Below are 25,042 nucleotides of genomic sequence, written 5' to 3' on the forward strand. Positions count from 1 at the left end.
CACACAGGAGAAAGCCGGTCGTGGCGCCCGCCGCGCCCCGGTCGGACGATGAGGGCATGAGAGAGTTCATCGTCGAGATCACCACCGCGATCCCCGACGGCACCAGCCAGTCCGAAGTGGACGACCGGCGGGCGGCGGAAGCCGTGCGGGCCAAGGAACTCACCACGTCCGGCAACCTGGTCCGGCTGTGGCGGCCGATCGGCGAGACGCGCAGCATCGGCCTGTGGCGCGCCGAGGACGAGGACGACCTCCACGCCAACGTCCTCGGCACCCTGCCGCTGAGCCCGTGGATGACGTTCGCGGTGACCGCTGTGCAGTCCCACCCGAACGACCCCGGACGTTCGTGAGCGCCCGTCAGGCCGGCGCGGCGCTCGCGGCGGCCATGGGCGTCGGGAGGTTCGTCTACACCCCGATCCTGCCGCTGATGACCAGCCAGGCCGGTCTGAGCGCCGCCTCGGCGGCGAGCCTCGCCACCGCCAACTACCTGGGCTACTTCGTCGGCGCGCTGGCCACGATCGTCCGGGCGCCGTCACGGACCGCGAACCGCGTGTCGCTAGTGCTGCTCGTCGCCAGCCTCGCCGGCATGCCGCTCACGCACAGCATGGCCGCGTGGTTCGTGCTGCGGCTGCTGGCCGGAATCGCGAGCGCGGTGGTGTTCGTGGCCGCCGTGAACGCGGGCCCGGGCTGGGGCCTGGGCGGCGTCGGGATCGGCATCGCGCTGTCCGGCCTGATCGTGCTGGTGCACGCCCAGTGGGAGTTCGCCTGGTGGGTGGCCGCGGCATTGTCCGCTCTGCTCACCGTTCTCGCCTGGCCGCTACAGCCCAAAGCGCAGAAGCCGCAGGCCGCCGGAACCAGGAAGGAAGGTTTCGGCGCGCTGTTCACCAGCTACACCCTCGAAGGCGTCGGCTACATCATCGCGGGCACGTTCCTGGTCGCCGCGATCGGCGGACCGCTCGGCAGCACCGCCTGGATACTCGTCGGCGTCGCCGCGGCCCTCTCCGTCCTGGTCAACGGCCGGATCCCGCTCGCGGCGATCCTCGCCGTGCAGGCCGTGGGGATCGCCCTGCCCGCGCTGATCGGCGGCACCACGGCGGCGCTGCTCTCCGTGATCCTGTTCGGAGGCACGTTCCTCGTCGTCGCGGGCTCCTCGCTGAAGGCCGGTGCCGAACTCGGCTTCCCGCGCGCGGCCGCGGTGCTGACCACGGGCTACTCGGCGGGTCAGATCATCGGCCCGCTCCTCGCCACTCCCCTGCTCCACCACGGCTACCACCAGGCACTGCTGCTCGCCGCCGGGATCGTGGCGGCGGCCGCACTCACAGCTCCAGCACTACCTTCACGTCGCCGGGCCGCGACTCGAACGCCTCCGCGTAGGACTCGAGCGGAACTCGCCGAGTGATCATCGCCGACAACCAGGCATCGTCCGCGCGGTCGAGCACCGCCGACGCCTCCCGGTAGTGCCGCACGTTCGCGTTGACCGTCCCGAACACGATTCCGTTGTGCAGAACCAGATCCCGGTTCACCTGCCCGAGATCGACGGGAACGACCTCAGTGGACGGCACCCCGGTCAGGCACACCAGGTCCCGCCCGAGCACCTGGGCGACCAGCGACGGCGCCCCGGTCGCCTCGATCACGACCCGGTGCTCCGGCAGCGTCCGGTGATAGGTCGCGCCCAGCGACTCCACGAGCGCCGGCTTCGGCCCGTCGGCGGCGAGGTCGAACACGTGCACGTCCAGCCCGCGCTGCACCCCGATCAACGCCGCCAGCAGCCCGATCGGCCCCGCCCCGGTCACCAGCACGCTCTCGAACGGGAACCGCGCCAGCCGATCGAGCTGCTCCCAGGCCTTGACCACCACCGAGGCCGGTTCGACCAGCACCCCTGTCGAGGAACTGACAGCGACGGCATAAGCAGCGGGAACCGTCCACAACGTCGAGCCGTAGCCGTCGAGGCCGGTGATCCCGCGCTCGGTGTACTGACCGTTCAGGCACATGTCGAACTCGCCGCGCGCGCACGCCGCGCAGGGCACCGGATCCGGTCTCCGCACCACCCCCGCGACCAGCGAGCCGGGCTCGAACCCCGGTCCGCTGATCACGCGGCCCAGCGATTCATGCCCGATCACGAGAGTCCTTCCCACCCCGAACTCGCCGCGCACGATCTCGCGATCCGTCCCGCAGATCCCGATCGCCACGCCCTCCACCAGCAGCTCGTCCGGTCCGGGCACCGGATCGGACAGTTCGGTCAACGACAACGACCCGGCTCGTGCAAGATCCACCGTCAGCGCGCGCATGAAGACCATTCTTGACATATCAACACGATCACGCTGGTATGAGAGCGCTCTCACGACAACCCTGTCTCAGTGAGGAGATAGTCGATGCGCAAGCTCCTGCTGCTCGCGACATCGGCCCTACTTGGGCTGACAACGATGTCTGCGCCTGTGCAAGCCGCCCCACCGAACCTGCTCCCGCTCACCGTCACGAACAACTCCGGCCGCGGCGACGCGGTCCACCTGTACGTGTTCGGCGAGATGGGCGGCCGGCTCGGGTACGTGAACGCGAACGGCCAGTTCACCGCGTGGTCCGGGGGCGGCATCCCGCCCACGCCCGCGCCGGACGTGTCGATCCCCGGCCCCGGCAACGGTGGTAGCCGGACCCTGCAGATCCCGCTCAACCTCGCCGGCGGCCGGCTCTACATGTCCTTCCGGGACAAGCTGAAGTTCTCCCTGGTGCCGAACGGCCTGGTGCAACCGGCGCCGTGGGCCGCGGGCGACCCGAACCGCGACATCCTGTTCGACTGGAGCGAGTTCACCTACAACGGCGGCGGGTTGTGGTTGAACAGCTCCCAGGTGGACATGTTCTCGGTGCCCCACGCGGTCGAGGCGACCTCGCAGGCCGGCGCCACCAAGCGCACCGGCCAGCTGGTCTCCAACGGCCGCAACCGCGTCTTCGACCAGCACCAGCAACTCGGCGGCGACTGGTCGCGGCTGGTCTACACGCGCGGTGACGGCACCCGGCTCCGTGTCCTGAACCCGAGCAAGGGTCTCGACGCGGGCGTGTTCTCCGGGTCGTACTACGCCAACTACGTCAGCAGCACATGGGCGACCTACCAGAACACCCCACTGACCGTGGTCCCGTTCCAGAACGAGCCGAACCGCAGGTTCACCGGCCGCACCAGCGGTGGGGTCCTCAACTTCACCAACACGTCCGGCCAGCAGGTCGCGTCGTTCCAGCAGCCGTCCACCCGTGACGTCTTCAACTGCGACGGCCGGCTCGCGGCCCCGAACAACGACGTCGGCGCGATCTCCCGGTCGCTGTGCGCGGCGCTCAACCGGTCGACGCTCGGCTTCATCCACACGGCGCCGACGTACAACGCGAGCGAGTTCTACACCCGTGCGACCACGAACCAGTTCTCGAAGATCGTGCACCAGAACATGGTGGACGGGAAGGCGTACGGGTTCGCGTTCGATGACGTCGGCGCGTTCGAGTCACTTGTCCACGAACCGAACCCGCGTTCGGCAAAAGTCACGCTAACCGCATTCTGATCCGAAACGTTCTTGCTTTTGATCGACTTTCACTCCACTGTGTGAGACGCCGTCGCCGCGGCTCTCACACAGTGGAGTCGTTGTGTGCGTACGGGTCCTACTGGTCGAAGACGACGAGCGAATCCGGCAGGCGTTGAGCCTTGCCTTGTCCGATGAGGGATTCACTCTTGACGAGGCGGGTTCGGGCGAAGAGGCATTACGGCGTTTGGAGACAGAACAGTTCAACGTGGTGCTGGTGGACCTCACCCTGCCCGGCGTCGACGGCCTGGAGGTCGTGCGCACCCTCCGATCACGCGGTGACCTGCCGATTATCGTGGTGACAGCGCGCACCGACGCCCGTGACATGATCGCCGGGCTGGAGGCGGGAGCGGACGACTACGTCACGAAACCGTTGATGGCCAGCGTTCTCGCGGCCCGGATCCGCGCGTTGTTGCGCAGGCGCGGTCCCGGCCACGACGCCGTTCGGATCGGCGATCTGGAAATCCGTCCGCAGGAAGGACTTGTGCACCGTGCGGGTGAACGCGTTCATCTCACCAGGACGGAATTTCGCCTGTTGCTGGAACTCGCTGGTGCGGGTGGACGAATCGTCACCAGAGAACAGTTGCTGCAAAAGGTTTGGGGATATGACTACTTTGGTGACACTCGCCTGCTCGACGTGCACATAAGGAGACTCCGCCGCAAGATCGAGGCCAACCCCGACGATCCGGCGCTCCTGCTCACCGTGCGCGGCACCGGCTATCGGATCCGCTCGTGAGACTCACGCTGCGCTGCCGGGTCACCCTCTCGTTCGGCTTCGGCCTGCTGGTCGTGACGAGCGTGCTGGCGTTCGCGACGTGGAACCTCGCGTCCGGCTACATGCTGCGGCAACGGGAGGCGAGCGCGACCCGGCAGGCCGAGGTGAACGTGCGGCTGGTCGAGAAGTCGCTGTCCTCGCCGGGACTCGACGAGCTGCTGACCGGGCTCACCACCGGCCCTGACTCGTCGATCCTGGTGCTCAGCCCGGAGGGCATGGTCACGGCCGGCCGCATGGTCGAGCCGTCCCAGTTGCCCGACGAGCTGGTGGAGCACCCTCCCGGCCGGACCAGGGTCACCGTCGGCGGGCTCCCGGTCATCGCCGTGGCGCGTCCGGTGGCGGGCAACGCCGTCTACGTCGAGCTGTTCCCGTTGCAGCAGCTCGACCGGACGTTCGGGTTCCTCGGCGCGGTGCTGATCGCGGGCACGATCGGGTCCGCGCTGCTCGGCGCGGCGCTGGGCTCGTGGGCGTCGAAACGGGCGCTGAGACCGCTGGCGGAGTTGAGCTCCGCGGCGGTGCGCATCGCCGGCGGTGATCTCCGGGCCCGGCTGCCGGACCAGGACGACCCCGACCTGGCCGCACTGGCCGCGAAGTTCAACTCGACCGCGCACGCGTTGGAGCAACGGGCGTTGCGGGACGCCAGGTTCGCCTCGGACGTGTCGCACGAGCTGCGGTCGCCGTTGACGACGATGGTGAACGCGGGCGCGGTGCTGCGCCGGCGCCGTGAGCACCTGCCCGGCACCGCCGGGACCGCGCTGGAACTGCTGACCTCCGAGGTCGACAGGTTCGCGCGGATGGTCGTCGACCTGCTCGAGATCTCCCGGGCCGACCAGACCGACGATCCACCGCCCGAGGAGATCGCGCTGGACGCGTTGGTGCGCAACGTGATCGCGACTCGGTCGCCGGTCGCTCTGGAACTGGAGCCCGCGGTCGTGCAGGGTGACCGGCGGCGGCTCGACCGGGTGCTGACGAACCTGCTGGACAACGCCGAACGGCACGCGGGTGGTGCGGTGCTGGTGTCGGTGCGGGCGGTCGGCCCCCAGGTGCGGCTGGAGGTGGAGGACGCCGGGCCGGGGGTGCCGGAGCCGTTGCGCGAGCAGATCTTCGAACGGTTCGCGCGCGGGGTGATGGCGGGCAGCCGGGGTGACGACACCGGCAGCGGGCTGGGGCTCGCGCTGGTCCGCGAGCACGTCCTGCGGCTGGGTGGGCGGGTGTGGGTGGAGGATCGTGCGCCTCGCGGCGCGCGGTTCGTCGTCGAACTGGTCTTACGGAGTTCTGACGGCTAGCCGCTCGGGGGCGCCGGTTGCCCCGCGCGGTCCTACGGTCGGTGCATGCGAGTACTGATCACCGGCGGGGCCGGGTTCATCGGGTCGCACGTCGCGGACGAGCTGGCCGCACAGGGCCACGACTGCGTGCTGCTCGACGCGTTGCTGCCCGAGGCGCACGGCACTGTTCCTCTGCTGGACCACGAACTGGTGGTCGGCGACGTCACCTCACCCGAGGTGCTACGACCTCTTTTGTCCACTGTGGACGCGGTCTGCCACCAGGCCGCGATGGTCGGCCACGGCGTGGATCCGTTCGACGCGCCTTCCTACGCGCGGCACAACGACCTCGGCACGGCGGTGCTGCTCGCCGAGATGTACCGGGCGGGTGTGTCCCGGCTGGTGCTGGCGTCGTCGATGGTCGTCTACGGCGAGGGGCGGTACCGCTGCCTGTCGCACGGGATCGTCCGGGCCGAGCGGTCCGCCGACGACCTGGCTCGGGGTGTGTACGAGCCTCGGTGTTTCTGCGGCGACTTCGTCGTGCCGGAGCTGGTGCCCGAGGACGCTCCGCTGGAGCCGCGCAGCACCTACGCCGCGACGAAGCTGGCGCAGGAACACCTCGCGCTGGCGTGGGCCCGGCAGACCGGCGGCAGCGTGTGGGCGTTGCGCTATCACAACGTCTACGGTCCCCGGATGCCGCGCGACACCCCGTACGCCGGTGTCGCGTCGATCTTCCGGTCGGCTCTGCAGAACGGCGTCGCCCCTCGGGTGATGGAGGACGGCCGGCAGCGCCGCGACTTCGTGCACGTCACCGACGTGGCGAGGGCCAACGCGCTGGCCCTGTCGTCCCCGCGTCCCGGCTTCGAGGCCGTGAACGTCTGCTCCGGCTCGCCGCACACGATCGGTGACCTGGCCTTCGCCCTCGCGGAGGCATGCAACGGCCCGACGCCCGCGATCGTCGGCGGAGCGCGGGCCGGCGACGTCCGGCACGTCGTCGCCTCCCCCGCGAAGGCGTTGGACGTGCTGGGTTTCGAGGCTCAAGTCGGTTTCGAGGACGGCGTGCGGGAGTTCGCCTTCGCGGCGCAGCGGGAGCCGGTCACCAGTTCGTGAGCACGAGGTGGTTCACCGCCAGGGCCGTGACGGCCTGCGCGGTGAGCCACCTCTTCTGGTTGTCCAGCTGCGCCGTGCCCACCAGGAGCCAGACGGCGAACGGCAGCCAGATCCGTTCGGTCTCCGCCTTGCTCAGCCCGGACAGGTCGGCCGCCAGGATCGCGGCGGCCGCACCGATGACCCACTTGTCCTTGCGCAGGCCCTTGATGCCGGCCGGGCCGATGACCAGCGCGAGCGCCGCGAGGTTCGCCCACACCCAGTACCAGTACGGCCTGGTGTCGCCGATGCCTTGGTAGTAACGGAGTTTCACGAGCTCGTAGCCCTCGTACCACCAGAATCCCGCCAGCGCGAACGCCCCCACGACCGCGAGCGCACCCACGACGGCCAGCCCGATCCGGCGGCCGAGCTCGCCCTGACGCCAGACGGCGGCGAGCGCGAGTGGTGCGAGCAGGACCAGGCCGTACGACAGGAAAAGGCACCAGCCCAGCACGACGCCGCCCAGCAGCGGCCATCTGGTGAGCAGGTAGAGCCCGACGGCCGCGACGCCCATGAACATGCCGTCCGCCGACGCCCCGACCCACACCGCGCCGGGAAACAGCACCAGGAACGGCAGCACCGCGTTGTTCTTGATCGCCAACGGAATCGCCACCACGGCGAGCGACCCGACCAGGACGCAGAAGAGCGACGCCGCCGCTCCCCCGCCCAGCCCGACGCGGTCCAGCGCGACGAACGTCAGCAGCGCTCCTGGCGGGTGCCCGGAGACGTGCGTGGTCCACGAGTCGGGCTGGAAGTCGGGGATGCGCGCGGCGAACCCGCGGAGCACGGCCGGGACGTCGGTGATGCCCGGCACCTCGTGCAGGTACTCGTCGTCGGTGGTGAGCCTGGTGACGAACCGGCCCCAGCCGTCGATCATCGCCAGGCTGAAGGTGAACGCCACCGAGGTGGCATAGGCGATCGGCAGCGCGAACCGGTGCTGAGCGAGCTCCGGTCCCTTGGCGACGACGAGAACCGCGATCAGGATCGCGATGGGCGTGCCAAGGCCGACGTGTGGCTGCCAGTCGCCGAAAAGTGGCGCCGCCGCGGCGAAGATGAGGCTCGGGTCGTGGGCGTTGACGACGAACCCGACGATGATGGCGGCGGCGACGAGCAGACCGGCGATGACTAGACGCACCGCGCCCAACTTAGGGGTTCGCGCGAGTGCTCGCCGAGCACGCAAGACAACCGTAAGAACTCTTTCGTGCGTCACAATTCCGTAAGCACCACAACACTTTCCCATGGTCCAGGGTGGACACATGGATGTCGTGTTGCCCTGTCTGGACGAGGCCGCCGCACTGCCGGCCGTCCTCGCCTCCCTGCCTCCCGGATACCGCGCGATCATCGTGGACAACGGTTCGGTCGACGGCTCCCCTGCCATCGCGTCTTCTCTCGGCGCTCACGTCGTGCACGAACCACGCCGCGGCTACGGCGCCGCCGTGCACACCGGCCTGCTGGCCGCGACTTCCGAACTGGTCGCGTTCGCGGACGCCGACGGCTCGCTGGACCTGGCCGAACTGCCCCGCATGGCCGCCCTGCTGACGGACGCCGACCTGGTGGTGGGCCGCCGGGTGCCGGTGAGTTCGAGCGTGTGGCCGTGGCACGCGCGGGCCGGCAACGCCGTGATCTCCAGCCTGTTGCGGCGCCGCGGCTTGAACGTGCACGACATCGCGCCCCTGCGCGTGTGCCGCCGGGAAGCGTTGCTGGCGCTGGACTTGCAGGACCGCGCGTTCGGCTATCCGCTGGAACTGCTGGTCCGCGCGGGCGAGGCGGGCTGGCGCGTGCGCGAGGTCGACGTGACCTACGGACCGCGGGCCGCAGGTACGCGTTCCAAGGTGTCGGGCTCGGTGCGCGGCACGCTGCGCGCGGCCCGCGACATGGCGGGGGTGCTGCGATGAGGTTCTGCCTGCTGATCATGGCCAAGTCACCGGTGCCCGGCCAGGTGAAGACCCGGCTGTGCCCGCCACTGACCGCGGAGGAAGCCGCGGACGTGGCGGCGGCCTCGTTGCTCGACACGCTCGACGCCGCGCTCTCGACGTCCGGCGCGGTGCCCGTGGTGGCGCTGGCCGGAGTGGTGCGACGCGAGGACGTGCGGGACGCGCTGGCGGAATGCGTGGTGATCCCGCAGCGCGGCTGGACGTTCGCCGACCGGCTGGTGCACGCGCACGCCGACATCGCGCGGTTCGGGATGCCGGTGCTGCAGATCGGGATGGACACCCCGCAGGTGACGCCGGAGTTGCTGGAGTCCTGCGCCGAGTTCGACGAGGCCGCGCTCGGGTTCGCGCTCGACGGCGGCTGGTGGGCACTCGGGTTGCGGGACCCCCTGCGCGCCGAGGTGCTGCGGGACGTGCCGATGTCGCAGGCGGACACCGGACTGCGGACGCTGGAAGCGTTGCAGGGCTGGACGCGCACCCCCGGAGCGCCCGACGGACTGCGCGTGCGGAACCTGCCGATCCTGTCCGATGTGGACACCATGGTCGACGCCCGCGCGGTGGCCGCGCACGTACCGCACAGCCGGTTCGCCGCCACGCTGACCCAGATCGCGGCGGTGGCCCGATGATGTTCGACCAAGCCCTCCGCGGCACCCCCAGCTGGCTCGACCTCGTCGGAACGGCCCCGCGTGAGCTCTCCGTCGACCGCTGGCAGGCCGACGCCGACGGCGGCGACGACGTCCTCCTCGACGCCTGCACCGGCCCCACCCTCGACGTCGGCTGCGGCCCCGGCCGCCTAGTCGCCGCCCTCCTGGCCCGCAACGTCCAAGCGCTCGGCGTCGACGTCTCCCCGGAAGCCGTCCGGCGCACCACGGCCCGTGGCGGCATCGCGATCCGCCGCGACGTGTTCGACCTCCTGCCCGGCGAAGGCCGCTGGCAGCACGTGCTGCTCGCCGACGGCAACATCGGCATCGGCGGCGACCCGGCCGCGCTCCTGCGTCGTGTCGGGCAACTCCTGCGCCCCAGCGGCACCGTCGTCGTCGAGGTCGAGCAACCCGGCTCCGGGCTGACGATCGGCCAGGCACGGGTGCGGACGCTCGGCAGCAAGGGTCAGTGGTTCCCGTGGGCCTGGAGCGACGCCGAGTCGGTGCCGGCGGACGGGTTCTTCCTGCTGTGGCAGGCAGAACGCGCCGGACGCTGGTTCGCCTGCTGGGAGCGGCTGTGAAACCCCCGGCGAAACTCCCGGCGAAGCTGCTCGAGAAGCAACCGGAGTTCAAGGCTCCCGCCCACCACACCGGCGTCACCAGCCGGGTCGGCACGTGGCTCGGCATCACGTTCGGGCTGTGCTTCGTCACCGGGCTGATCAGCCACGGCGTGCAGCACGACTGGCCGTGGCCGACCCGCCCGGTCGACCTCTACCGGGTCACGCAGGGGGTGCACGTGATCTCCGGGGTCGCGTCGATCCCGTTGCTGCTGGCCAAGTTGTGGAGCGTCTACCCGAAGCTGTTCGAACGGCCGCTCATCAGGAACGTGCCGCACGCCCTGGAGCGCGCCTCGATCTTCGTGCTGATCGCGGCGTCGTTCTTCGAGCTGGTCACCGGGCTGTTCAACGCGGCGCAGAACTACCCGTGGTCGTTCTACTTCCCCACCGCCCACTACGCGGTCGCGTGGATCGTGGCCGGGTCGCTCCTGGTCCACATCGCGGTCAAGATCCCGCTCATCCGCCGCACGCTCGAACCCGCGTCCGAACAGAAGACCATCCTGTCCCGCCGGGCTTTCCTGCGCACCACCGCGCTGACGACGGGTGTCGCGGTCGTCGCGACGGCGGGTGTCACGGTGCCATGGTTGCGCAACGTCTCGGCGCTGGCCTGGCGATCACCGGGCGCGCTGCCGGTGAACCGCACGGCGAAAGCCGCGAACATCGTGGTGCCGCAGGACTGGCGCCTGAAGGTCGGTGCGAAGAGCTACTCGCTGGCAGACCTGCGAGCGATGCCCCAGACCACGGTCGAGCTGCCGATCGCCTGCGTCGAGGGCTGGAGCCAGAACGCGACCTGGACCGGTGTCCGAGTCGCCGACCTGGTCGACAAGGGCGACATCAGGGTCGAGTCGCTGGAGAAGGACGGGCTCTACCGGGCCACCACGCTGCCCGGGGCGTTCGCCCAGGACCCGCTCACGTTGCTGGCGCTCCGGCTCGACGGCGAGGAACTGACCCTCGACCACGGCTACCCCTGCCGGCTCATCGCCCCGAACCGCCCAGGTGTCCTGCAGACGAAGTGGGTCACGTCGTTGGAGGTACAGGCATGACCGGCATCAGGTTCGCGTTGGGTGCGGCCGGTGTGGCGCTGGCGGCCTGGGGCGCCTGGCTGCTCCTCCCCCAGATCACCGTCGAACTGCTGGCCTGGCTGGGCGGCGGAGTGGTGCTCCACGACTTCCTGATCGCCCCGCTCGTCGGCGCGTCCGGCCTCGTCGTCAAACGCGCGTCCATCGGCATCGGCCTGGTCACCACCGGAATCGTCACGATCCTCGCGATTCCGTTGCTGTGGCGGGAGTACAGCGGTCCGGTCAACCCAGGCCTGCACGACCGCGACTACCCCGTCGGGGTCGCGGTCGTGCTCGGCGTGATCTGGGCCGCCGTGGCCCTATACGAGGTCGCGGCGCACCTTCAGCAGCGTCGCCGCTCCCAGGAAGAACACCACGTACCCGGCGAGGAACAGCGCCGCGGTGGTGCCGCTCAGGTCGTTCAGCACGCCGGGCGCGCCGGATCCGCCGACGGCACCGGCGAGGTTGCCGGCGGAACCACCAGGCAGGACCTTGGTCAGCGACTCGACCGGCCCGAGCAGGGAACCGACGCCCCGCAACAGGTTCTCCGTGACGATCGCCCACATCAGCCCGAGCCCGACGGCCAGCGCGGGACCCTTGGTGACCACGCCGAGGAACACTCCGAACCCCGTCCACATGGCGGCGATCAGCAGTGACGCCCCCAACGCCTCCAAGGCGTCAACACCGGGCAGGCTCCAGTCCCAGCCCTCCACCGACGCCACGGTGATCGCCGCACCCAGGTCGACCACGAAGGTCAGCGCCACCAGAACCACCACGATGACGGCCAGCGCGCCGAGCGTGCCGGCCATCGCCGACACCCGGCGCGGGCCGGCGGTGAGAGTCGTCTTCCAGGTGCCCCAGCCGTATCCGCTGCCGACCGCCAGCGCGGCCAGCACCAGGATGATCGCGCCGCCGAACATCGGCAGGCCGCGCACGACGGCCGCGCCCACGTTCTCCGGCTGCATCGAGCTGATCAGCTGCTGCTGCGAGAGGTCACGCGTGTTGGTGCCGCCGTTGAGCGCGAGGTAGTTGAACACGTAGCCGAACGTCAGCGTCATCACCAGCCAGACACCGATCAGCACCCACGTCGCCGGCCACTTCCACAGTCGCAGCAGCTCTGCTTTGACGCTGCCCATCACGCCGCTCCCGTCATCTCGAAGAAGACCTCTTCCAACGTCCGGCGCAGCGGCCGGACTTCCTGCACGTCCACGTCGGCGTGGACCAGGGTCCGGATCAACACGCCCGCGTCCGTCTCACGCACGTGCAGCACATCGCCGTGCATTTCGCTGCCCTCGATCAGCACGTGCGCCTTCTCGATCGGATCGGCGCGAATCAGCAGCACGGTGTCGCCGCGCAGCTCTTCGACCGTGCTCTCGGCGACCAACTTGCCCTGCGAGATCACGCCGACCCGGTCGCAGATCTCCTCGACCTCGCCGAGCAGGTGGCTCGACAGCAGCACCGTCTGCCCCTGTGCGGCCAACGCCCGCACCAGGTCGCGCATGTCGGCCATGCCCGCCGGGTCGAGGCCGTTGGTCGGCTCGTCGAGGATCAGCAGCTCGGGCTGGCCGAGCAGGGCCGCGGCCACGCCGAGCCGTTGCTTCATGCCGAGCGAGTACCGGCGGAACTTCTCGTCCGCCGCCCCGACCAGATCCACCTGCTCGAGAGCGGCTTCCACGTGCGTCCTGCCCACTCCCCTGCGGTGAGCGTGCACGCGCAGGTTGTCGCGGCCGGACAGGTACGGGTAGAAACCCGGTCCCTCGATCAGCGACCCGACCTTCAGCAACGCCTTGGGGGTGCCCGGTGCCTCACCGAGGACACTGGCTGAACCGCTGGTGGGCTTCACGAGCCCCAGCAGCATGCGGATCGTGGTCGTCTTACCCGCGCCGTTGGGACCGAGGAACCCGTAGACCTCGCCCCGCCGCACGGACAGACTGACCTCGTCCACCACGGCGCGGTCGCCGTAGCGCTTCGTCAGCTTCTCCGTCGTCACGATCATGGGACCAATCGTGTTCCCCGGAACCGTCGGGGTCGTCCGCACCGGAGCGTCATCAAGATACGCACATCTGCGTACGTCCCCGGTCGTATCGTCGGCACCATGCGGTTCAGGATCAAATGGCAGGACGTGGCGCTGACGCTGGCGCTGCTCTTCTTCGGCCTCGCGGGAACGCGCTTCGCGGCACGCCTGCAAGGCGGCGCGGAAGACCTCGACGTCCTCGCTTACGTGCTCATCACCGTGGCGGCCGCGGGCCTGCTGTTCCGCTCGGTCCGTCCGCTGTGGACGTTCGGGCTGACCACCGTGTCCATCGCGATCTACCTGGCGATGACCTACCCGTTCGGGCCGATCCTGATGAGCGGCGTCGCGGCGATGTACGCGGTGGCGGTGTACGCGCGCATCGAATACGCCGCCGTGTGCGCCCTCGTGTACGCGCTGGCCATCCTGCCGTGGTGGAACGACTCGGTGACCTCGTGGATCACCTGGTCGGCCGGCTGGATCCTGCTGCCCGCCGCCGCCGGTGTGCTGATGAGGTTGCGCCGCCGGTCCGTTGTGGACGTTCGCGAGCGCGCCGTGATCTCCGAACGGTTGCGGCTCGCCCAGGAGGTCCACGACGTCGTCGGACACGGCCTCTCGGTGATCGCCATGCAGGCTGGGGTCGCGCTGTACGTGCTGGACAAGGACCCCGCGAAGGCCCGCGCGTCACTGGAAGCGATCCGCGACACGTCGAAGGAGGCCCTCGACGGTCTGCGGTCCGAATTGGACACTCTGCGCGGGTCGGCTCCGCTGACGCCGACCATCACCCTCGCCGACATCCCCGCCCTCGCCACCCGGATGCGCGAGGCAGGACTCGACCTGTCGGTCGAGGTCGACGAGGTGGAGCTGCCGGACACCTACCAGCTGGCCGTCTACCGGATCGTGCAGGAGTCGCTGACCAACGTCCTGCGGCACTCCTCCCCCGGCGCCACCGCGTCGGTGAAGGTGTACACCGTGCGCGGCGAGCTGGTCGTCCACGTCGCCGACACCGGCACGCCCGGCCAGTTCGCCGAAGGCCACGGCATCACCGGCATGCGCTCACGGGCCGAGGCGCTGGGCGGCACGCTCCAGGTCGACGGATCGCACGGCTTCGCGGTGATCGCCCGGATACCGTTGCCCTCATGATTCGCGTGGTGGTGGCCGACGACCAGCCGCTGGTCCGGATGGGACTGCGGACGTTGATCGAGACCGAGGACGGCGTCCAGTTCGCCGGTGAGGCCGCCGACGGCCGCGAGGCGCTGTCGCTGATCCAGTCCACCAAGCCCGACGTGGTGTTCCTGGACATCCGGATGCCGCTGATGGACGGCCTCGAGGTGCTGCGCCGCGTCAGCGCCGATCCCGCGTGCGCCGAGGTGAGGATCGTCATGCTCACGACGTTCGACCTCGACGAGTACGTGTTCGAGGCGCTGCGGACCGGCGCGTCCGGGTTCCTCGTGAAGGACTCCGACCCGACCGATCTGCTGCGCGCCGTGCACGTGGTGGCCGACGGCGGTTCGCTGCTCTCGCCGTCCGTGACGCGCCGGGTGATCGACCGGTTCGCGTCCGGTGCCTCGGCCAGGCCCGTGCCGCACCTGGACAAGCTCACCGAACGCGAGCGGGAGATCATGCGGCACGTCGCGTCCGGCGCGTCCAACGACGAGATCGCCGCCGTGCTGGTGATCTCGCCCGCGACGGTGCGCACGCACGTGTCGCGGGCGATGGTGAAGCTGGGCGCACGAGACCGCGCCCAGCTCGTCGTGTTCGCCGTCCAGTCAGGCCTGACGTGAGTCGAACGCGGCCTTGAGGCCCTGCGCAATCTCCGGCGGGATCGAGTCGTAGGCGCGCGGCGGCTGCGGGTCGTACTCGATGCCGACCTGCACCGCCTGCGCCACCATCTCCCCGAACTCGGCCTCGACCAACTGCAACGCCATGTCGATGCCCGCCGACACGCCCGCACCGCTGACGACCTTGCCGTCGAACACCACCCGGTCCGTGCTGACCTCGACGCCGCGCACCTCCAGGTCCTCGCGCGCGGCCCAGTGCGTGGTCGCCTTCGACACCAGCCCGGCCTCCGCGAGCAACGTCGACCCCGTGCACACCGACGTCGTCCACTTCGTCGTCGGGTGGACCTCCTGCAGCCACTCGACGACGCCGCCGGAGTCCTTCAGCAGCTCGCGCCAGTGCCCGGAACCCGGCACCACGACGATGTCCGTCGACTTCAGCGAGGCGAACGTGTCGGTCGGCGTCACGACGAGCCCGTTGTCGGACTTCACCGGGTCGAGCGTCGCGGCGACGAACCGCGCCGAGATCACCGGCACGCTGGCCAGCACCTCGAACGGGCCGACGAAGTCGAGCGCCGTCATGTTCGGGTAGAGCACGAAAGTGGCATCCATCAGGCAACCCCAGTTGTCCGGAAGCGAGCGCGGTAGCTGCCCGGCGACACGCCGAGCACGCGCAGGAAGGCCCGGCGCAGGGTCTCGGCGGAGCCGAAACCCGATTCGCGGGCGACGAGGTCCAACGAGTCGCCGGTGCTCGCCAGCCGGTCGGCGGCGGCCTCGACGCGGGCTCGTTCGACGTATTGCGCGGGCGAGATGCCCACGCTGCGAGAGAAGACGCGGGCGAAGTGCCGCACGCTCATCATCGCCTTGCGTGCCATGACCGGCACCGTCCACTCACGGGTCGGGTCCGCGTGGATGTCGTCGAGCAGCGCCCGCAACGAACCGTCCGACACCGGCCGCGTGCGGGTGTGCACGCTGAACTGCGACTGCCCGCCCGACCGTTGCAGGAACACGACCAGGTACTGGGCGATCCGGCGGGCCAGCGCGGGTCCGTGGTCCTGTTCGACCATCGCGAGCGCGAGGTCGATGCCGGCCGTCACCCCTGCTGACGTCGACACCTGCCCGTCGCACACGAAGATCGCGTCCGGCTCCACCTCGACGCCGCGGTTGGTCAGCTCGTTGGTGAACGCCCAGTGCGTGGTCGCCTTCTTGCCTCTGAGCAACCCCGCGCCGGCCAGCACCACCGCCCCGGTGCACACCCCGGCGATCCGGCGCGACTTCAGCGCGAGCCGACGCAGGTTCGTCGTGAGCATCGGGTCGGCAGCAGCCGCGTCGTAGCCCCAGCCACCGACGACCAGCAACGTGTCGATCGGGCGGTCCAGCGTGCAGAGATCTTCTCCGGCCTCGATCCGCACCCCTGCGGTCGCGGTGAACGGTTCGCCCCCCAGCGTGGCGATCGTGACCTGGTACCTCTGCTCCACGTGGTTCGCTGCTTGGAACACCTCGACCGGTCCCGCCAGGTCCAGCAACGCAGTGCGGTCATAACCAACAACCACTATTTCCCTCAGTTTCCCCACACCTCCACCTTCCTCATTGCGGGGCGTGGCGGCAACGCCATAACTCCCTCGGATCCGGACACCGCGGGAAGTTGATCGGTAAACTGACGCGCGATGCGGAAAGTCCCTGCTCTCGTGACGATCGGCCTGCTCGCGATCCTGCTGATCGTGAGCGACCACCCGTTCCCGCCACCCTCGGAACCGGACCGCGAGACCAGAACCGCGGTCGTGGCGCTCGGTGACAGCACGATGTCCGGTGAGGGCGCCGGCGACTACGAGCAGGGCACGAACGGCGAGGACGGCGGCAACTGGTGCCACCGCTCACGCGAGGCGTCGATCATGAAGACCGCCGTCGAGGCCGACCAGAAGATCAACCTGGCCTGTTCCGGCGCGAACTCCGAGAAGCTGCGCAACGAGCAGCTGCCCAAGCTGCGCGAGATCGCCGGCGCGAACAAGGTCGTCGCGATCGTCGTGGCCATCGGCGCGAACGACGACCCGCACTTCGCCGAGGTTCTCAACAAGTGCTTCGAGGCGTGGGGCAAGCGCAGCGACTGCACGTCGTCGGTCGCCGCGGAGTGGTCCAAGCGCGTGCGCCGGATGGTCCCCAAGGTCGAGAACACGCTGCGCGCCGTCCGCCAGACCATGCGCGACTCCAGCTACCTCGACTCCTCGTACCAGCTGATCGTCCAGTCGTACGCGGCGCCGGTCTCCCCCAAGATGCCGCGCTCGCTGCAGAACCTCTCCGGCTGCCCGCTGCGCACCTCCGACCTCGAATGGGTCGTCGAGGAGGCCGTGCCGGAGCTCTCGAACGGCCTGCGCACGGCCGCGGACAAGGTCAACGCCCGCTTCCTCGACCTCTCCCGTGCCGGTGAGGGTCACGAGGCGTGCCGGGGTGGTTCCGACCATCAGGACGAGGAGTGGTTCACCAGGCTGACCGTCGACTGGGACGGCCTGACGAACGACAAGCGCTCCTCACACGCGCTGCAGGAGTCCTTCCACCCCAACGCCCGCGGCCACGAGCAGTTCGGCCGCTGCCTGACCGAGTTCCTGGCCGCCGACAAACGCGACGGCGCGTGCGTGCCACGACTCGACGGCACGCTCGGCCTCACGACGGAGAGCTGACCCAGCGCTGCAGCTCGTGCCGCGGCCACCCGGGATCCCCGTCGCGGGCGAACCTCGCCCACGCCCGCGCGATGTCGCCGCGGAACATGTCCGGGACGTCCGCGCCGTGGTGGGCCGGTTCCTTGGCGTAGATCGACCGGAACGCCCTGCCGTGCTCGTCCGCCAGTCGCATGGTCGGCTTCTGGAACAGCTCGGGGTCCTCGTCCGCCGTGTGGCACACCAGCAGATCCACGTCGTACGGGCCTTCCAGCGGCGTGCGCGGCAGGGTGTCGCCGTCCACGATCGGCTGGTACAGCACGACGCCCGGTTCTGCTTTCCGTTGCACCTCGACGGCTTCGGCGGGCGTGAAGAACCGCCCGGCCAGGCTGTGCGCGATCGCCCGGTGGAACAGGCCTTTCGCCTCGGGCATCACCATCAGGCTCGCGACGGTCTGCGCGCCGGACGACTGCCCGGCGACCGTGACGTTTCCCGGATCTCCGCCGTATCGTGCGATGTTCCGCTGGATCCACCTGAGCGCGGAGACGACGTCACGCAGCCCGCGGTTGTGCGGGAAGCCTTCCAGAGCACCGTATCCGTCGGCCGCGAGCCGGTAGTTGCAGCTCACGAACACCACGCCGAGGCCGGCGAGCACGTCGCCGGCGTACTCCGGTTGTGCTGACGAGCCAACGGTGTTCGCGCCGCCGTGAATCCACAGGAGTACCGGCGCCGCACCGTCCACTGTGGCGTCCTCTGGGGACCAGACGTTCAGCGTGTGCGCGTCGCCGAACTCGCCCGCCGGCTCGCCGTCACAGTCCACCGGGGGTCGAAGGCGAAGCGAGCCGGACGGTGGCTCCGCGTACCGGATGCCCAGGTGCGCGTTCACCGTCCGCCCCTCTTCGGAATCGATCCCGACTCGACCCCCTCCAGGGGGCGGCGAGTCCCCACTCCTATCGTCTCAGGCAGGTCTGACAATTTCTGCGCGGTCAGGCTTCCACCGTCACCCGGTGCGACACCGGCAGCACCCGCAGGTTCGCCGCCGCCCGCTCCAGCTGCGACAGCACGCTCGGCCGCATCCCCGCGATCTCCTGGTCCGCCGCCGCCCCGGCGATCTCCTGCAGCAACACCTGCTGCGGGTGATCGCCCTCGGCCTCGGCCACCGCCAGCACCCGGAAAGGCGTGCCAGGCGGGAAGACCACGCGTTCCTCGGTGGCCACGGCGACCCGATCGGCCACCTCGACCCTGCGGCCGGTGACCGACCACAGCAGGAACTCGGTGGCGCCCTCGATGCGCGAGGCAGGGTTCGCGATGGCGTCGAGCAGGCCGTGCTCGACCAGCACATCGCCGGACCGGAAACGACGCGGGCCCGTCGGTCCGCTCATGCCCCACACCGTCGCCACGCCTTGGTGCGTGGGCAGGCGGTTCAGGCCCGAGACGATGCACGCGACGTACGGGCGCAAGCGGCCGAGGCGGCCCATGCGCAGCGTGTCGACGACCATTTCCTCGTCCTGCGACACGCACGCGAGCAGCGCCGTCAGGTCGGTGACCATGGCCTCGAACGCGGTCGGGTCCTCCTCCGCGTCCGGGCGCTGGGAGAGCAGGCGGACGACCGTCGCCGCGTGCGCGCCATAGCGCTCGCCCAGAGCCCTGCGGACCGTGTCACGTTCCACGTCCGAGCTGCTGTGGTCGGGCGGCACCGTCTCGCGCTCGCCGTTGTTCTCCGGCGGGGCCTCCCACGAGGCCAGCGGCTGGAGAGGCAGCGGGCCGTCCACGCGGAACCGGACCGGGGCGGAGTCCGGGTCGTCCGACGGGAACGCGGCCTCGTCCGGGTCGTCCAGCGCGTGCGACGTCACGGCCGCCATCGCCGGACCGGGGTCCATGGTGGCGTAGGCGGGTTCGGGCTCGGCCGGCGTCACGGCGGTGAAGAAGCCGGTGCCGTTGTCCGGCGTGTCCCGCGTCGACAACGCGTGCGCGGCCGCACCCAGCGCCGACGCGATCTGCGCGGGACTGCCGGTGAGCGAGTTGTTCGCCGGAGCCGCGGGAGCAGGGGGTGGTGGAGGCGGCGGAGGTGCGATCACCTTGGAGTCGCAGAACACGAGACGCAGCAGCTTGCGCACCTCGGGCTCGAGACGTTCCACGAGAGCAGCGCCGTGCACCGCGACCGCACCGGGCGTGGTGCGCCCAGGCGTGCCCACAGTCAGACGCGCCCACTCCGGGTCAACGGGCTGAGAACGCACCTCAGCCGCGTTGTACGGCTCTTCCTGCTCACGCACCCACAGACCGGACGGCACGACCTCGAGCACAACGCCGTCACCGAGCGAGAACACGCCGGGCGCGACCTCGGAGAGGCCCTGCACCGGCGTGCGATAGCCGGAGACCGCCGGAACGCTCTCGTTCGGCGTGCACGTCACCTCGGTCACGAACGGCCGCCACGTCTGCTGCCCGCGCGGGTCGACCGCGATCACCGCGGGCCCGCCGGTGCGCAGGTTGCCGACCGGGAGGCCGGTGAACATCGCGATCGGCTCGCCGACCTGGTCCGCGACCAACTGCCCGAGAGCGGTGTCGATGCCGTACGGGACGAGCCGCACGCGCGACCGGGCCGCCTGGGGCAGCGCGGTCAGCAACCGGACGACCTCTTCGGTCGGGATCGCCGACTGGCCGGGGCCGCCGACGACGACGGTCAGCACGTTGTCGCGGCACGGCAGCGCCACGATCGGCCGCGAGTCCTGGGCGGACGGGTCGAACGGCGGCTGCTGCGCGCGCAGCCACAGTCCGGACGGAACGGGTTCGGAGATGCCGATCTCGCCCGTCGGCCACGGGGAGTTCGGGTCCATCGCCTCCCACTGCGGCACCGGGAAGCGGCGGCCGTACGGCACCGGGGAGGCGTTCGGCTGGAACTTCAGCCAGCTGCCGTAGCCCTGGGTGCCCACGACGAACGCGGCACCGGGCACGGTGGTCAGCACGCCGTCCGGGGCCACGACCTCGGCCTGCAGCTGCTCGGCGAGCCACTGCGCGGGCGCGGTCGGGCGCATCGTGCCGGCGTGCGACACCGCGAGCCGGATCGGCCCGCGACCGCTCAGGGCCGCCACGACGTGCGGCCAGAAAGTGCTCTGGTCGCCGCTCGGGAAGTCGACCACGACCACGGTGCGGCCATGATCGACCGGCAGCGTGCGCGCGAGACCCGACGCCCCCTGACTGGGGCCCTCAGGTGCGGAAACAACGAGCGTCGCCCCGACGAAACTCGCCGCGAACGGCGAACGCTGGGGTACCGGCTCCGGCGGCGTCACCGCTGCCGGGGGCTGCTCGACGGGGTACAGATCCATGTCGTGGTCGGTGCTCGAGATCGTGGCCTGAACCCCGAAACTCTGCCCTGCACTCTGGGTCTGTGTTTGCTGGTCGCCATGGGCGGCGGCACGTCGGCCCATCAAGCGCCTGATCACCTCCGTGCCATCCCGTTCACTCGCCCTTTCGGCTTAACCGGGCAACGGGGGTGCACGCTATCAAGACGCGGAGCACTCTTGTCACCCAGTCGGGTTATTTGGCCTCATCCAATCGATACCCACACGGCCCGCGCTCGTCCGCACACACCGTGAGGGCCGATGATGGCCGACGCGGAGTAAGCCTTGCGTCCATCGCGCCCAAGTTCCCACGCGATGAGCAGGTGGTCCACGCCCAGTTCGACCGGCTGCTCCACCTGCGCGACGAAGGTGCCGAGCACGAACGCGGGCCCGCCGTCCGGAGCCACCGGCTGCGCGGACGGGCAGTCGAGCGCGGCCCAGACGATCTCCGGCAGCACGGTCGCCCCGTCGTTGGGCAGCAGTTCGGACGGCCGCCACACCCCGGCCCACTCCGGGCGCCCGTCCAGCGGGCCGAGCAGCGCGGCGATGCCGTCCTCCCGGCCGGGACCACACCCGAAACACGTCGGGAACGGGTGCTTGTCGCGCCACGGCATCTTCGCGGCGGCCTTCCGCGCCTCGTCGAGCGTCGGCGCGGAGGGCACGTCGAGGTCCAGCGTGGCGGGCTCGGCCGACGCGATCACGGTCTCACCGTCGAACAGCTGCCCGCCGCGGACCTCCATCTCGCGGTCCAGCGGCACGGGCTTGCGCAAACGGACACTCACGGCTGGGGAATCGACGTGCGCCGCGAGCAGACCGGCCGAATAACCGCCGTTGCCCATTCCGGGCGGCCCGTTGAACCGGTTCAGAACCTTCACCACCGCGTCCATCACTCCGCCTCCGCCTCCGCGTAAACCCACTGACCGTCCTCCCGGACGAACCTGCTCCGCTCGTGCACGACGCCCCCGACGTAGTGCGCCCGGAACTCGACGACGCCCTCGTTCTGAAAAAGTCCGCCGTTTTCCGTGGCCAATATTTCGAGCTTCAACCAGCGGTCCGTCGAGTCGATTCCCGCGCTCGACGGGCGGTTCCTCGAGGCCCACGTCCGCAGCAGGTAGTCCTCATCGGACACCACGAAAGCGCTGTAACGCGAACGCATCAGCTGCTCCGCGGTGCCCGCGGTACGGGCTCCGGAGTGCAGCGCACCACAACAGTCCACATAGGACTGGCCGGTACCGCACGGGCACAGTTTGTTGTTCACGCCGACATTGTGCCTGGTGAACCCGTTAGAACCGATGCCGCACCTCGTACGTACCCCTTGTCAAGACTGACTCGCGGGAGGCAGAGGAGACGGCAAGTGAGTGTCGAGAGCAGGACAGAGCTCGTACCGCTGCGCACGTGGTTCGGACTGCGTTGGCGCGGTTACGACCGCGACGAGGTGGACGACTACGTCGCCGAGCTGGAAGCCGAGCTGCGTCTGGTGACCGCCGACCGGGACGCGTCAGAAGCCAGGGCCGACGCCCTGGCCAGCAGGTTGATGACGGTCCAGGAGGAGAACGCGGCACTGCAGGACGGCCTGCACCGCATCTGCCTGACCCCGATCGACCCGAAAGGCCTGCCCGAACGGCTGGCCCGCATGGTCGCCCTGGCCGAGGAAGAGCGCCGTGACGTCATCAGGGACGCGCAACTCAAGGCGTTGATGATCGTCGGAGAGGCCGAACAACGCGCCAGGGTGCTCGACGAGGAGGCCGCGGACAAACGCGAGGAGATTCGCGAAGATTTCCGGCTCGCCATGTCGGCGCGCCGAGCGGAAGCCATGCGCGCTTTGGCGGAACTGCGCAACGTGGCCCGGGACGAAGCAGAACGCATCATCGCGGAAGCGAAGGTCGACAGTCTGAGAATGGACTAGCGGCACGGCGGCCGGGCCGGGACCCCCGAAGAGTCCCGGTCCAGCCAGCTTCGAACGCGGCTGCTTCAACATCGCCAGCACGCGGCCCTTGAGCTTGCCGGACCCTTTGCCCGTGATGATCTCGAGGAGCGGCACCTTCTGCGCCCACGCGTGGCGCAGGGCTCGTCGACGGCGACAGCGCCGGTTGGCGTGTCCTGTGCCGCAGGTCGTGCGCCGGCTGGCATACTCGCCGCCGTGGCAGCAGGCTGCGAGGCGAGCGAACCCTGGAGCCGCCTGAGCCCGTCGCCGGGCAAGGGCGCGCAACTCGTCCACGCAACCTGCAAGTACTTCTCCGGGAGTTCTCGATCCCAGGAGCCGGAAACCTACTGGGAATCCGCTTACGCCGCCTTCAGAGTCTGGTTCACCGAGACGATCGCCGCGTCCGGCCTGAGCAGCCGCGAGCTCGGCCAGGTCATCGAAGTCGAGGTCGACCGCCTCCTGAACCTCGACGACGAGCGCCGCGTACTGGCGGCGGCGGACAGCATCTCTCCTCCACGTCCACACTCCCACTGGCTCTTCTTCTCCCACGTTCCCGGTCGCCCGAAGGGGCGCCACTTCTGGAGCATCGACGTACCTGTACACGTTCGCGCCTGGTACTCGAGCGTGCTGCACAAGGCTGAGAATGCGCTGGCAGGCCACTTCGAGTCCCTGCTTCAGGTGCTGCGGCGGCTTGTTTGGCTGGGACGGCGTGCTCACTCCGCCAGGCAGTCGGCCACGCATCGGCAGCTCATCGCCGGCCTGGCGATGAAGGCTGTTCCGGACTCCCCACCCGGCGATCTCGTCGTGTCCTCCACGCGCGTTCCGCGCGGCCCTGATCTCGTGCGAGTGGTACCGCCCCCGATGGTCGAAACCACTCGCCGGAAGCAACTCGTCCTGTCGTAGACACTGAGCTGCTTCCCGCGGGTTCACCGGAAGCAGCTTGGACATGAGCGAGATTGGCCGAGGTCTCGGCGCCGGGTCGAACGTAGCCGCACCGGACCTCATCGGCTTCCTCAGCCACACCGACCTGGCCGCAGAGGTCAACCTGCGCGTGTTCGACCTGTTGTCCGAGCACCTGTCGCTGCAGTTCGAGGTGGACGAGGGGCTCACCGCCACGAGCACGACCCGGTTGGAGCGCATGATTCGCGCCGCCGACGCGTTCGTCGGGGTCTATCCGGTGATCGGCGATCGGCTGAGGAGGCTGACACCGGAAGAGGCACAGCGGATCACCCGGTACTTCCGGCTCGAACTGGACATGGCCGTCCGCGCCCGCAAGCCGTACCTGGTCGTCATGGACCGGCGCCTGCGCGGAGTGCTCCCGGTCCCCGATGCCACCTTCAGCCATCAGTACGAGGCCCAGGAGCTGCTCAGCGGCAAGGAAACGCTCCGCCTCAACGAACTTCGCCGGGTGGTTCGCGCGTTCGAACGCCACGCGCGGACGGCCACCCCTTCTGAGTGGCGTCAGGGCACCGTGGGACTGGTGATGCCACCGGGCAAGCCACGCGAGGCCGCGGCCGGGATCCTCAAAGCCGCTCACCAGGTGTGGCAGCCCGACTGGCCGCTCGCCCTGGACCTGGAGACCTCCGTCGAGCTGCGCCAATGCGAGTGGGTGGTCGTGGACACCACGACGCCGGAGTCTGGATCGTTGATCGCCTACCTGCGCGGACAGGCCATACCGTTCGTGCGCATCAGGCAGGGCGAGGCAGTGCACGAGGCGGACAAGGCGCTGTTCGGCACCTTCCAACACCACTATGACGAGAACCTCGTGCGCTGGTCCGAAGTCGACGAACTGAGCGAGCAGTTGCGAACCGTGACCGACCTGATCGACAGGCAGCCGAGGCTGATCACTGATCATGAGGACGCTCGCCGCTACTTCCAGCGTGCGTCCACCCGGAAGGAAGCCGTGTTCCTCAGCTACTCGGCCAAGGACGCCGAGTACGCGAAACAGATCGGCGACGCGCTGCGGAAACGGTTCCAGCAGGTGTTCGACTACAAGGTGGCCGGAACCATCCCGTTCGGTTCGGACTGGATGGTGTCCCTGCTGGAGAGCCTGTCCCAGTCGGCGATCGGCGTGCCGTTGCTGTCGACGAGCTACATCGGCAGCAACTACTGCCTCGACGAGGTGCGGCGGATGGCCGACGCACGGCTGAGAGGCAAGATGCGGGTCTTCCCGATCATGCTCGACGAAACCCGACTGCCCGAACTGCAACCGATCGAGCACTGGCACGCCTCGGGGGTGACGCCCGAGATGATCGTCAAAGCGATCATCGACGACCTCGATGGAACCGTCGGGCAGGGCTCGGCGGCGAGGAGATCGGCCGAAGCCTCGTCCTCGCCGCGTCGACACCCCGATTGA

26 protein-coding genes are annotated in these 25,042 nt (G+C 69.7%); 16 read left to right on the top strand and 10 right to left on the bottom strand.

Going from position 1 to position 25,042, the window contains the following annotated elements; genetic code table 11:
• Nucleotides 1-56: 56 nt before the first annotated feature.
• A complete protein-coding gene (locus ACWGE0_RS05905) occupies nt 57-347 on the top strand; it encodes a muconolactone Delta-isomerase family protein (RefSeq protein WP_452259773.1) in 291 nt (96 codons plus the stop codon).
• The gene (locus tag ACWGE0_RS05910) at nt 344-1,396 is read left to right on the top strand and encodes a YbfB/YjiJ family MFS transporter (RefSeq protein ID WP_452259774.1); all 1,053 of its coding nucleotides are present in this window, start codon (nt 344-346) and stop codon (nt 1,394-1,396) included. Before ACWGE0_RS05905 ends, ACWGE0_RS05910 begins: the two co-directional genes overlap by 4 nt.
• Here ACWGE0_RS05910 and ACWGE0_RS05915 read toward each other — a convergent pair.
• Nucleotides 1,314-2,285: an alcohol dehydrogenase catalytic domain-containing protein gene (locus tag ACWGE0_RS05915; RefSeq protein ID WP_452259775.1), complete on the bottom strand. Its 972-nt coding sequence runs from the start codon at nt 2,283-2,285 to the stop codon at nt 1,314-1,316. The two genes, ACWGE0_RS05910 and ACWGE0_RS05915, sit on opposite strands and share 83 nt — an antisense overlap.
• 135 nt (nt 2,286-2,420) lie before the next feature.
• On the opposite strand from ACWGE0_RS05915, the gene ACWGE0_RS05920 reads away from it, so the two are divergent.
• The 4 genes from ACWGE0_RS05920 to ACWGE0_RS05935 all read left to right on the top strand — a co-directional run bounded on the left by ACWGE0_RS05920 (nt 2,421) and on the right by ACWGE0_RS05935 (nt 6,701).
• A complete protein-coding gene (locus tag ACWGE0_RS05920; protein WP_452259776.1) occupies nt 2,421-3,536 on the top strand; it encodes a beta-1,3-glucanase family protein in 1,116 nt (371 codons plus the stop codon).
• Between the two features lie 82 nt (nt 3,537-3,618).
• Entirely contained in the window at nt 3,619-4,290 is a 672-nt protein-coding gene (locus ACWGE0_RS05925) for a response regulator transcription factor (protein WP_452259777.1), read from the top strand.
• Complete coding sequence (locus ACWGE0_RS05930; protein ID WP_452259778.1) at nt 4,287-5,615, top strand: HAMP domain-containing sensor histidine kinase; 1,329 nt, start codon at nt 4,287-4,289, stop codon at nt 5,613-5,615. Before ACWGE0_RS05925 ends, ACWGE0_RS05930 begins: the two co-directional genes overlap by 4 nt.
• Before the next feature lie 45 nt (nt 5,616-5,660).
• Nucleotides 5,661-6,701, top strand: a complete 1,041-nt coding sequence (locus ACWGE0_RS05935) for an NAD-dependent epimerase/dehydratase family protein (RefSeq protein ID WP_452259779.1) — start codon at nt 5,661-5,663, stop codon at nt 6,699-6,701.
• Here ACWGE0_RS05935 and ACWGE0_RS05940 read toward each other — a convergent pair.
• Entirely contained in the window at nt 6,688-7,872 is a 1,185-nt protein-coding gene (locus tag ACWGE0_RS05940) for a hypothetical protein (RefSeq protein WP_452259780.1), read from the bottom strand. The genes ACWGE0_RS05935 and ACWGE0_RS05940 overlap by 14 nt on opposite strands.
• Nucleotides 7,873-7,993: 121 nt before the next feature.
• Between ACWGE0_RS05940 and ACWGE0_RS05945 the strand changes: the two genes are divergently transcribed.
• The 4 genes from ACWGE0_RS05945 to ACWGE0_RS05960 are packed head-to-tail and all read left to right on the top strand — an operon-like array spanning nt 7,994 to nt 10,969.
• Nucleotides 7,994-8,632: a glycosyltransferase family 2 protein gene (locus ACWGE0_RS05945; RefSeq protein WP_452259781.1), complete on the top strand. Its 639-nt coding sequence runs from the start codon at nt 7,994-7,996 to the stop codon at nt 8,630-8,632.
• On the top strand, nt 8,629-9,294 hold the full coding sequence (locus tag ACWGE0_RS05950) for a TIGR04282 family arsenosugar biosynthesis glycosyltransferase (RefSeq protein WP_452259782.1): 666 nt from the start codon (nt 8,629-8,631) through the stop codon (nt 9,292-9,294). Before ACWGE0_RS05945 ends, ACWGE0_RS05950 begins: the two co-directional genes overlap by 4 nt.
• Nucleotides 9,291-9,890, top strand: a complete 600-nt coding sequence (locus ACWGE0_RS05955; protein ID WP_452259783.1) for a class I SAM-dependent methyltransferase — start codon at nt 9,291-9,293, stop codon at nt 9,888-9,890. The genes ACWGE0_RS05950 and ACWGE0_RS05955 overlap by 4 nt, the downstream gene beginning before the upstream one ends.
• Entirely contained in the window at nt 9,887-10,969 is a 1,083-nt protein-coding gene (locus tag ACWGE0_RS05960) for a molybdopterin-dependent oxidoreductase (RefSeq protein ID WP_452259784.1), read from the top strand. Before ACWGE0_RS05955 ends, ACWGE0_RS05960 begins: the two co-directional genes overlap by 4 nt.
• A 335-nt stretch (nt 10,970-11,304) precedes the next feature.
• Here ACWGE0_RS05960 and ACWGE0_RS05965 read toward each other — a convergent pair whose 3' ends face one another.
• Together ACWGE0_RS05965 and ACWGE0_RS05970 are read right to left on the bottom strand one after the other, a co-directional pair.
• Complete coding sequence (locus ACWGE0_RS05965) at nt 11,305-12,120, bottom strand: hypothetical protein (RefSeq protein WP_452259785.1); 816 nt, start codon at nt 12,118-12,120, stop codon at nt 11,305-11,307.
• Nucleotides 12,120-12,980, bottom strand: coding sequence for an ABC transporter ATP-binding protein (locus ACWGE0_RS05970; RefSeq protein ID WP_452259786.1), 861 nt, complete (start codon nt 12,978-12,980; stop codon nt 12,120-12,122). Before ACWGE0_RS05970 ends, ACWGE0_RS05965 begins: the two co-directional genes overlap by 1 nt.
• A gap of 99 nt (nt 12,981-13,079) precedes the next feature.
• Here ACWGE0_RS05970 and ACWGE0_RS05975 point away from each other — a divergent pair, with 99 nt between their 5' ends.
• Both ACWGE0_RS05975 and ACWGE0_RS05980 read left to right on the top strand, forming a co-directional pair.
• Nucleotides 13,080-14,138 (top strand): sensor histidine kinase, encoded by a 1,059-nt coding sequence (locus ACWGE0_RS05975; RefSeq protein ID WP_452259787.1) that lies wholly within the window; start codon nt 13,080-13,082, stop codon nt 14,136-14,138.
• On the top strand, nt 14,135-14,779 hold the full coding sequence (locus ACWGE0_RS05980) for a response regulator (protein ID WP_452259788.1): 645 nt from the start codon (nt 14,135-14,137) through the stop codon (nt 14,777-14,779). The genes ACWGE0_RS05975 and ACWGE0_RS05980 overlap by 4 nt, the downstream gene beginning before the upstream one ends.
• On the opposite strand, the gene ACWGE0_RS05985 is transcribed toward ACWGE0_RS05980, so the two are convergent.
• Both ACWGE0_RS05985 and ACWGE0_RS05990 read right to left on the bottom strand, forming a co-directional pair.
• On the bottom strand, nt 14,765-15,385 hold the full coding sequence (locus ACWGE0_RS05985; protein ID WP_452259789.1) for a DJ-1/PfpI family protein: 621 nt from the start codon (nt 15,383-15,385) through the stop codon (nt 14,765-14,767). The two genes, ACWGE0_RS05980 and ACWGE0_RS05985, sit on opposite strands and share 15 nt — an antisense overlap.
• On the bottom strand, nt 15,385-16,347 hold the full coding sequence (locus tag ACWGE0_RS05990; RefSeq protein ID WP_452259790.1) for a GlxA family transcriptional regulator: 963 nt from the start codon (nt 16,345-16,347) through the stop codon (nt 15,385-15,387). The genes ACWGE0_RS05985 and ACWGE0_RS05990 overlap by 1 nt, the downstream gene beginning before the upstream one ends.
• 93 nt (nt 16,348-16,440) lie before the next feature.
• Here ACWGE0_RS05990 and ACWGE0_RS05995 point away from each other — a divergent pair, with 93 nt between their 5' ends.
• The gene (locus tag ACWGE0_RS05995) at nt 16,441-17,448 is read left to right on the top strand and encodes a GDSL-type esterase/lipase family protein (protein WP_452259791.1); all 1,008 of its coding nucleotides are present in this window, start codon (nt 16,441-16,443) and stop codon (nt 17,446-17,448) included.
• Here ACWGE0_RS05995 and ACWGE0_RS06000 read toward each other — a convergent pair.
• From ACWGE0_RS06000 to ACWGE0_RS06015, 4 genes are all read right to left on the bottom strand, one after another.
• A complete protein-coding gene (locus ACWGE0_RS06000; protein ID WP_452259792.1) occupies nt 17,432-18,310 on the bottom strand; it encodes a carboxylesterase family protein in 879 nt (292 codons plus the stop codon). The genes ACWGE0_RS05995 and ACWGE0_RS06000 overlap by 17 nt on opposite strands.
• A 100-nt stretch (nt 18,311-18,410) precedes the next feature.
• Nucleotides 18,411-20,747 carry a hypothetical protein gene (locus ACWGE0_RS06005; protein ID WP_452259793.1) on the bottom strand — a complete coding sequence of 779 codons (2,337 nt, stop codon included), beginning with the start codon at nt 20,745-20,747 and terminating at the stop codon, nt 18,411-18,413.
• Nucleotides 20,748-20,968: 221 nt separating this feature from the next.
• Nucleotides 20,969-21,637 carry a hypothetical protein gene (locus tag ACWGE0_RS06010; protein WP_452259794.1) on the bottom strand — a complete coding sequence of 223 codons (669 nt, stop codon included), beginning with the start codon at nt 21,635-21,637 and terminating at the stop codon, nt 20,969-20,971.
• Nucleotides 21,638-21,648: 11 nt separating this feature from the next.
• On the bottom strand, nt 21,649-22,020 hold the full coding sequence (locus ACWGE0_RS06015) for a YchJ family protein (RefSeq protein ID WP_452259795.1): 372 nt from the start codon (nt 22,018-22,020) through the stop codon (nt 21,649-21,651).
• A gap of 96 nt (nt 22,021-22,116) precedes the next feature.
• On the opposite strand from ACWGE0_RS06015, the gene ACWGE0_RS06020 reads away from it, so the two are divergent.
• The 3 genes from ACWGE0_RS06020 (at nt 22,117) to ACWGE0_RS06030 (ending at nt 25,042) form a co-directional block, all read left to right on the top strand.
• Nucleotides 22,117-22,668, top strand: a complete 552-nt coding sequence (locus tag ACWGE0_RS06020; RefSeq protein WP_452259796.1) for a DivIVA domain-containing protein — start codon at nt 22,117-22,119, stop codon at nt 22,666-22,668.
• Between the two features lie 234 nt (nt 22,669-22,902).
• Nucleotides 22,903-23,589, top strand: coding sequence for a hypothetical protein (locus tag ACWGE0_RS06025; protein WP_452259797.1), 687 nt, complete (start codon nt 22,903-22,905; stop codon nt 23,587-23,589).
• Nucleotides 23,590-23,632: 43 nt separating this feature from the next.
• A complete protein-coding gene (locus ACWGE0_RS06030) occupies nt 23,633-25,042 on the top strand; it encodes a toll/interleukin-1 receptor domain-containing protein (protein WP_452259798.1) in 1,410 nt (469 codons plus the stop codon).

It is taken from the genome of Lentzea sp. NPDC054927 (assembly GCF_053610285.1).

Coding starts and splice junctions, on each gene's coding strand:
- ACWGE0_RS05920 (WP_452259776.1), top strand. CDS start 2,421: ATGTCTGCGCCTGTGCAAGCCGCCCCACCGAACCTGCTCCCGCTCACC.
- ACWGE0_RS05935 (WP_452259779.1), top strand. CDS start 5,661: ATGCGAGTACTGATCACCGGCGGGGCCGGGTTCATCGGGTCGCACGTC.
- ACWGE0_RS05945 (WP_452259781.1), top strand. CDS start 7,994: ATGGATGTCGTGTTGCCCTGTCTGGACGAGGCCGCCGCACTGCCGGCC.
- ACWGE0_RS05950 (WP_452259782.1), top strand. CDS start 8,629: ATGAGGTTCTGCCTGCTGATCATGGCCAAGTCACCGGTGCCCGGCCAG.
- ACWGE0_RS05965 (WP_452259785.1), bottom strand. CDS start 12,120: ATGGGCAGCGTCAAAGCAGAGCTGCTGCGACTGTGGAAGTGGCCGGCG.
- ACWGE0_RS05985 (WP_452259789.1), bottom strand. CDS start 15,385: ATGGATGCCACTTTCGTGCTCTACCCGAACATGACGGCGCTCGACTTC.
- ACWGE0_RS05970 (WP_452259786.1), bottom strand. CDS start 12,980: ATGATCGTGACGACGGAGAAGCTGACGAAGCGCTACGGCGACCGCGCC.
- ACWGE0_RS06005 (WP_452259793.1), bottom strand. CDS start 20,747: ATGGATCTGTACCCCGTCGAGCAGCCCCCGGCAGCGGTGACGCCGCCG.
- ACWGE0_RS05915 (WP_452259775.1), bottom strand. CDS start 2,285: ATGCGCGCGCTGACGGTGGATCTTGCACGAGCCGGGTCGTTGTCGTTG.
- ACWGE0_RS05955 (WP_452259783.1), top strand. CDS start 9,291: ATGATGTTCGACCAAGCCCTCCGCGGCACCCCCAGCTGGCTCGACCTC.
- ACWGE0_RS05975 (WP_452259787.1), top strand. CDS start 13,080: ATGCGGTTCAGGATCAAATGGCAGGACGTGGCGCTGACGCTGGCGCTG.
- ACWGE0_RS05995 (WP_452259791.1), top strand. CDS start 16,441: ATGCGGAAAGTCCCTGCTCTCGTGACGATCGGCCTGCTCGCGATCCTG.
- ACWGE0_RS05905 (WP_452259773.1), top strand. CDS start 57: ATGAGAGAGTTCATCGTCGAGATCACCACCGCGATCCCCGACGGCACC.
- ACWGE0_RS06030 (WP_452259798.1), top strand. CDS start 23,633: ATGAGCGAGATTGGCCGAGGTCTCGGCGCCGGGTCGAACGTAGCCGCA.
- ACWGE0_RS05980 (WP_452259788.1), top strand. CDS start 14,135: ATGATTCGCGTGGTGGTGGCCGACGACCAGCCGCTGGTCCGGATGGGA.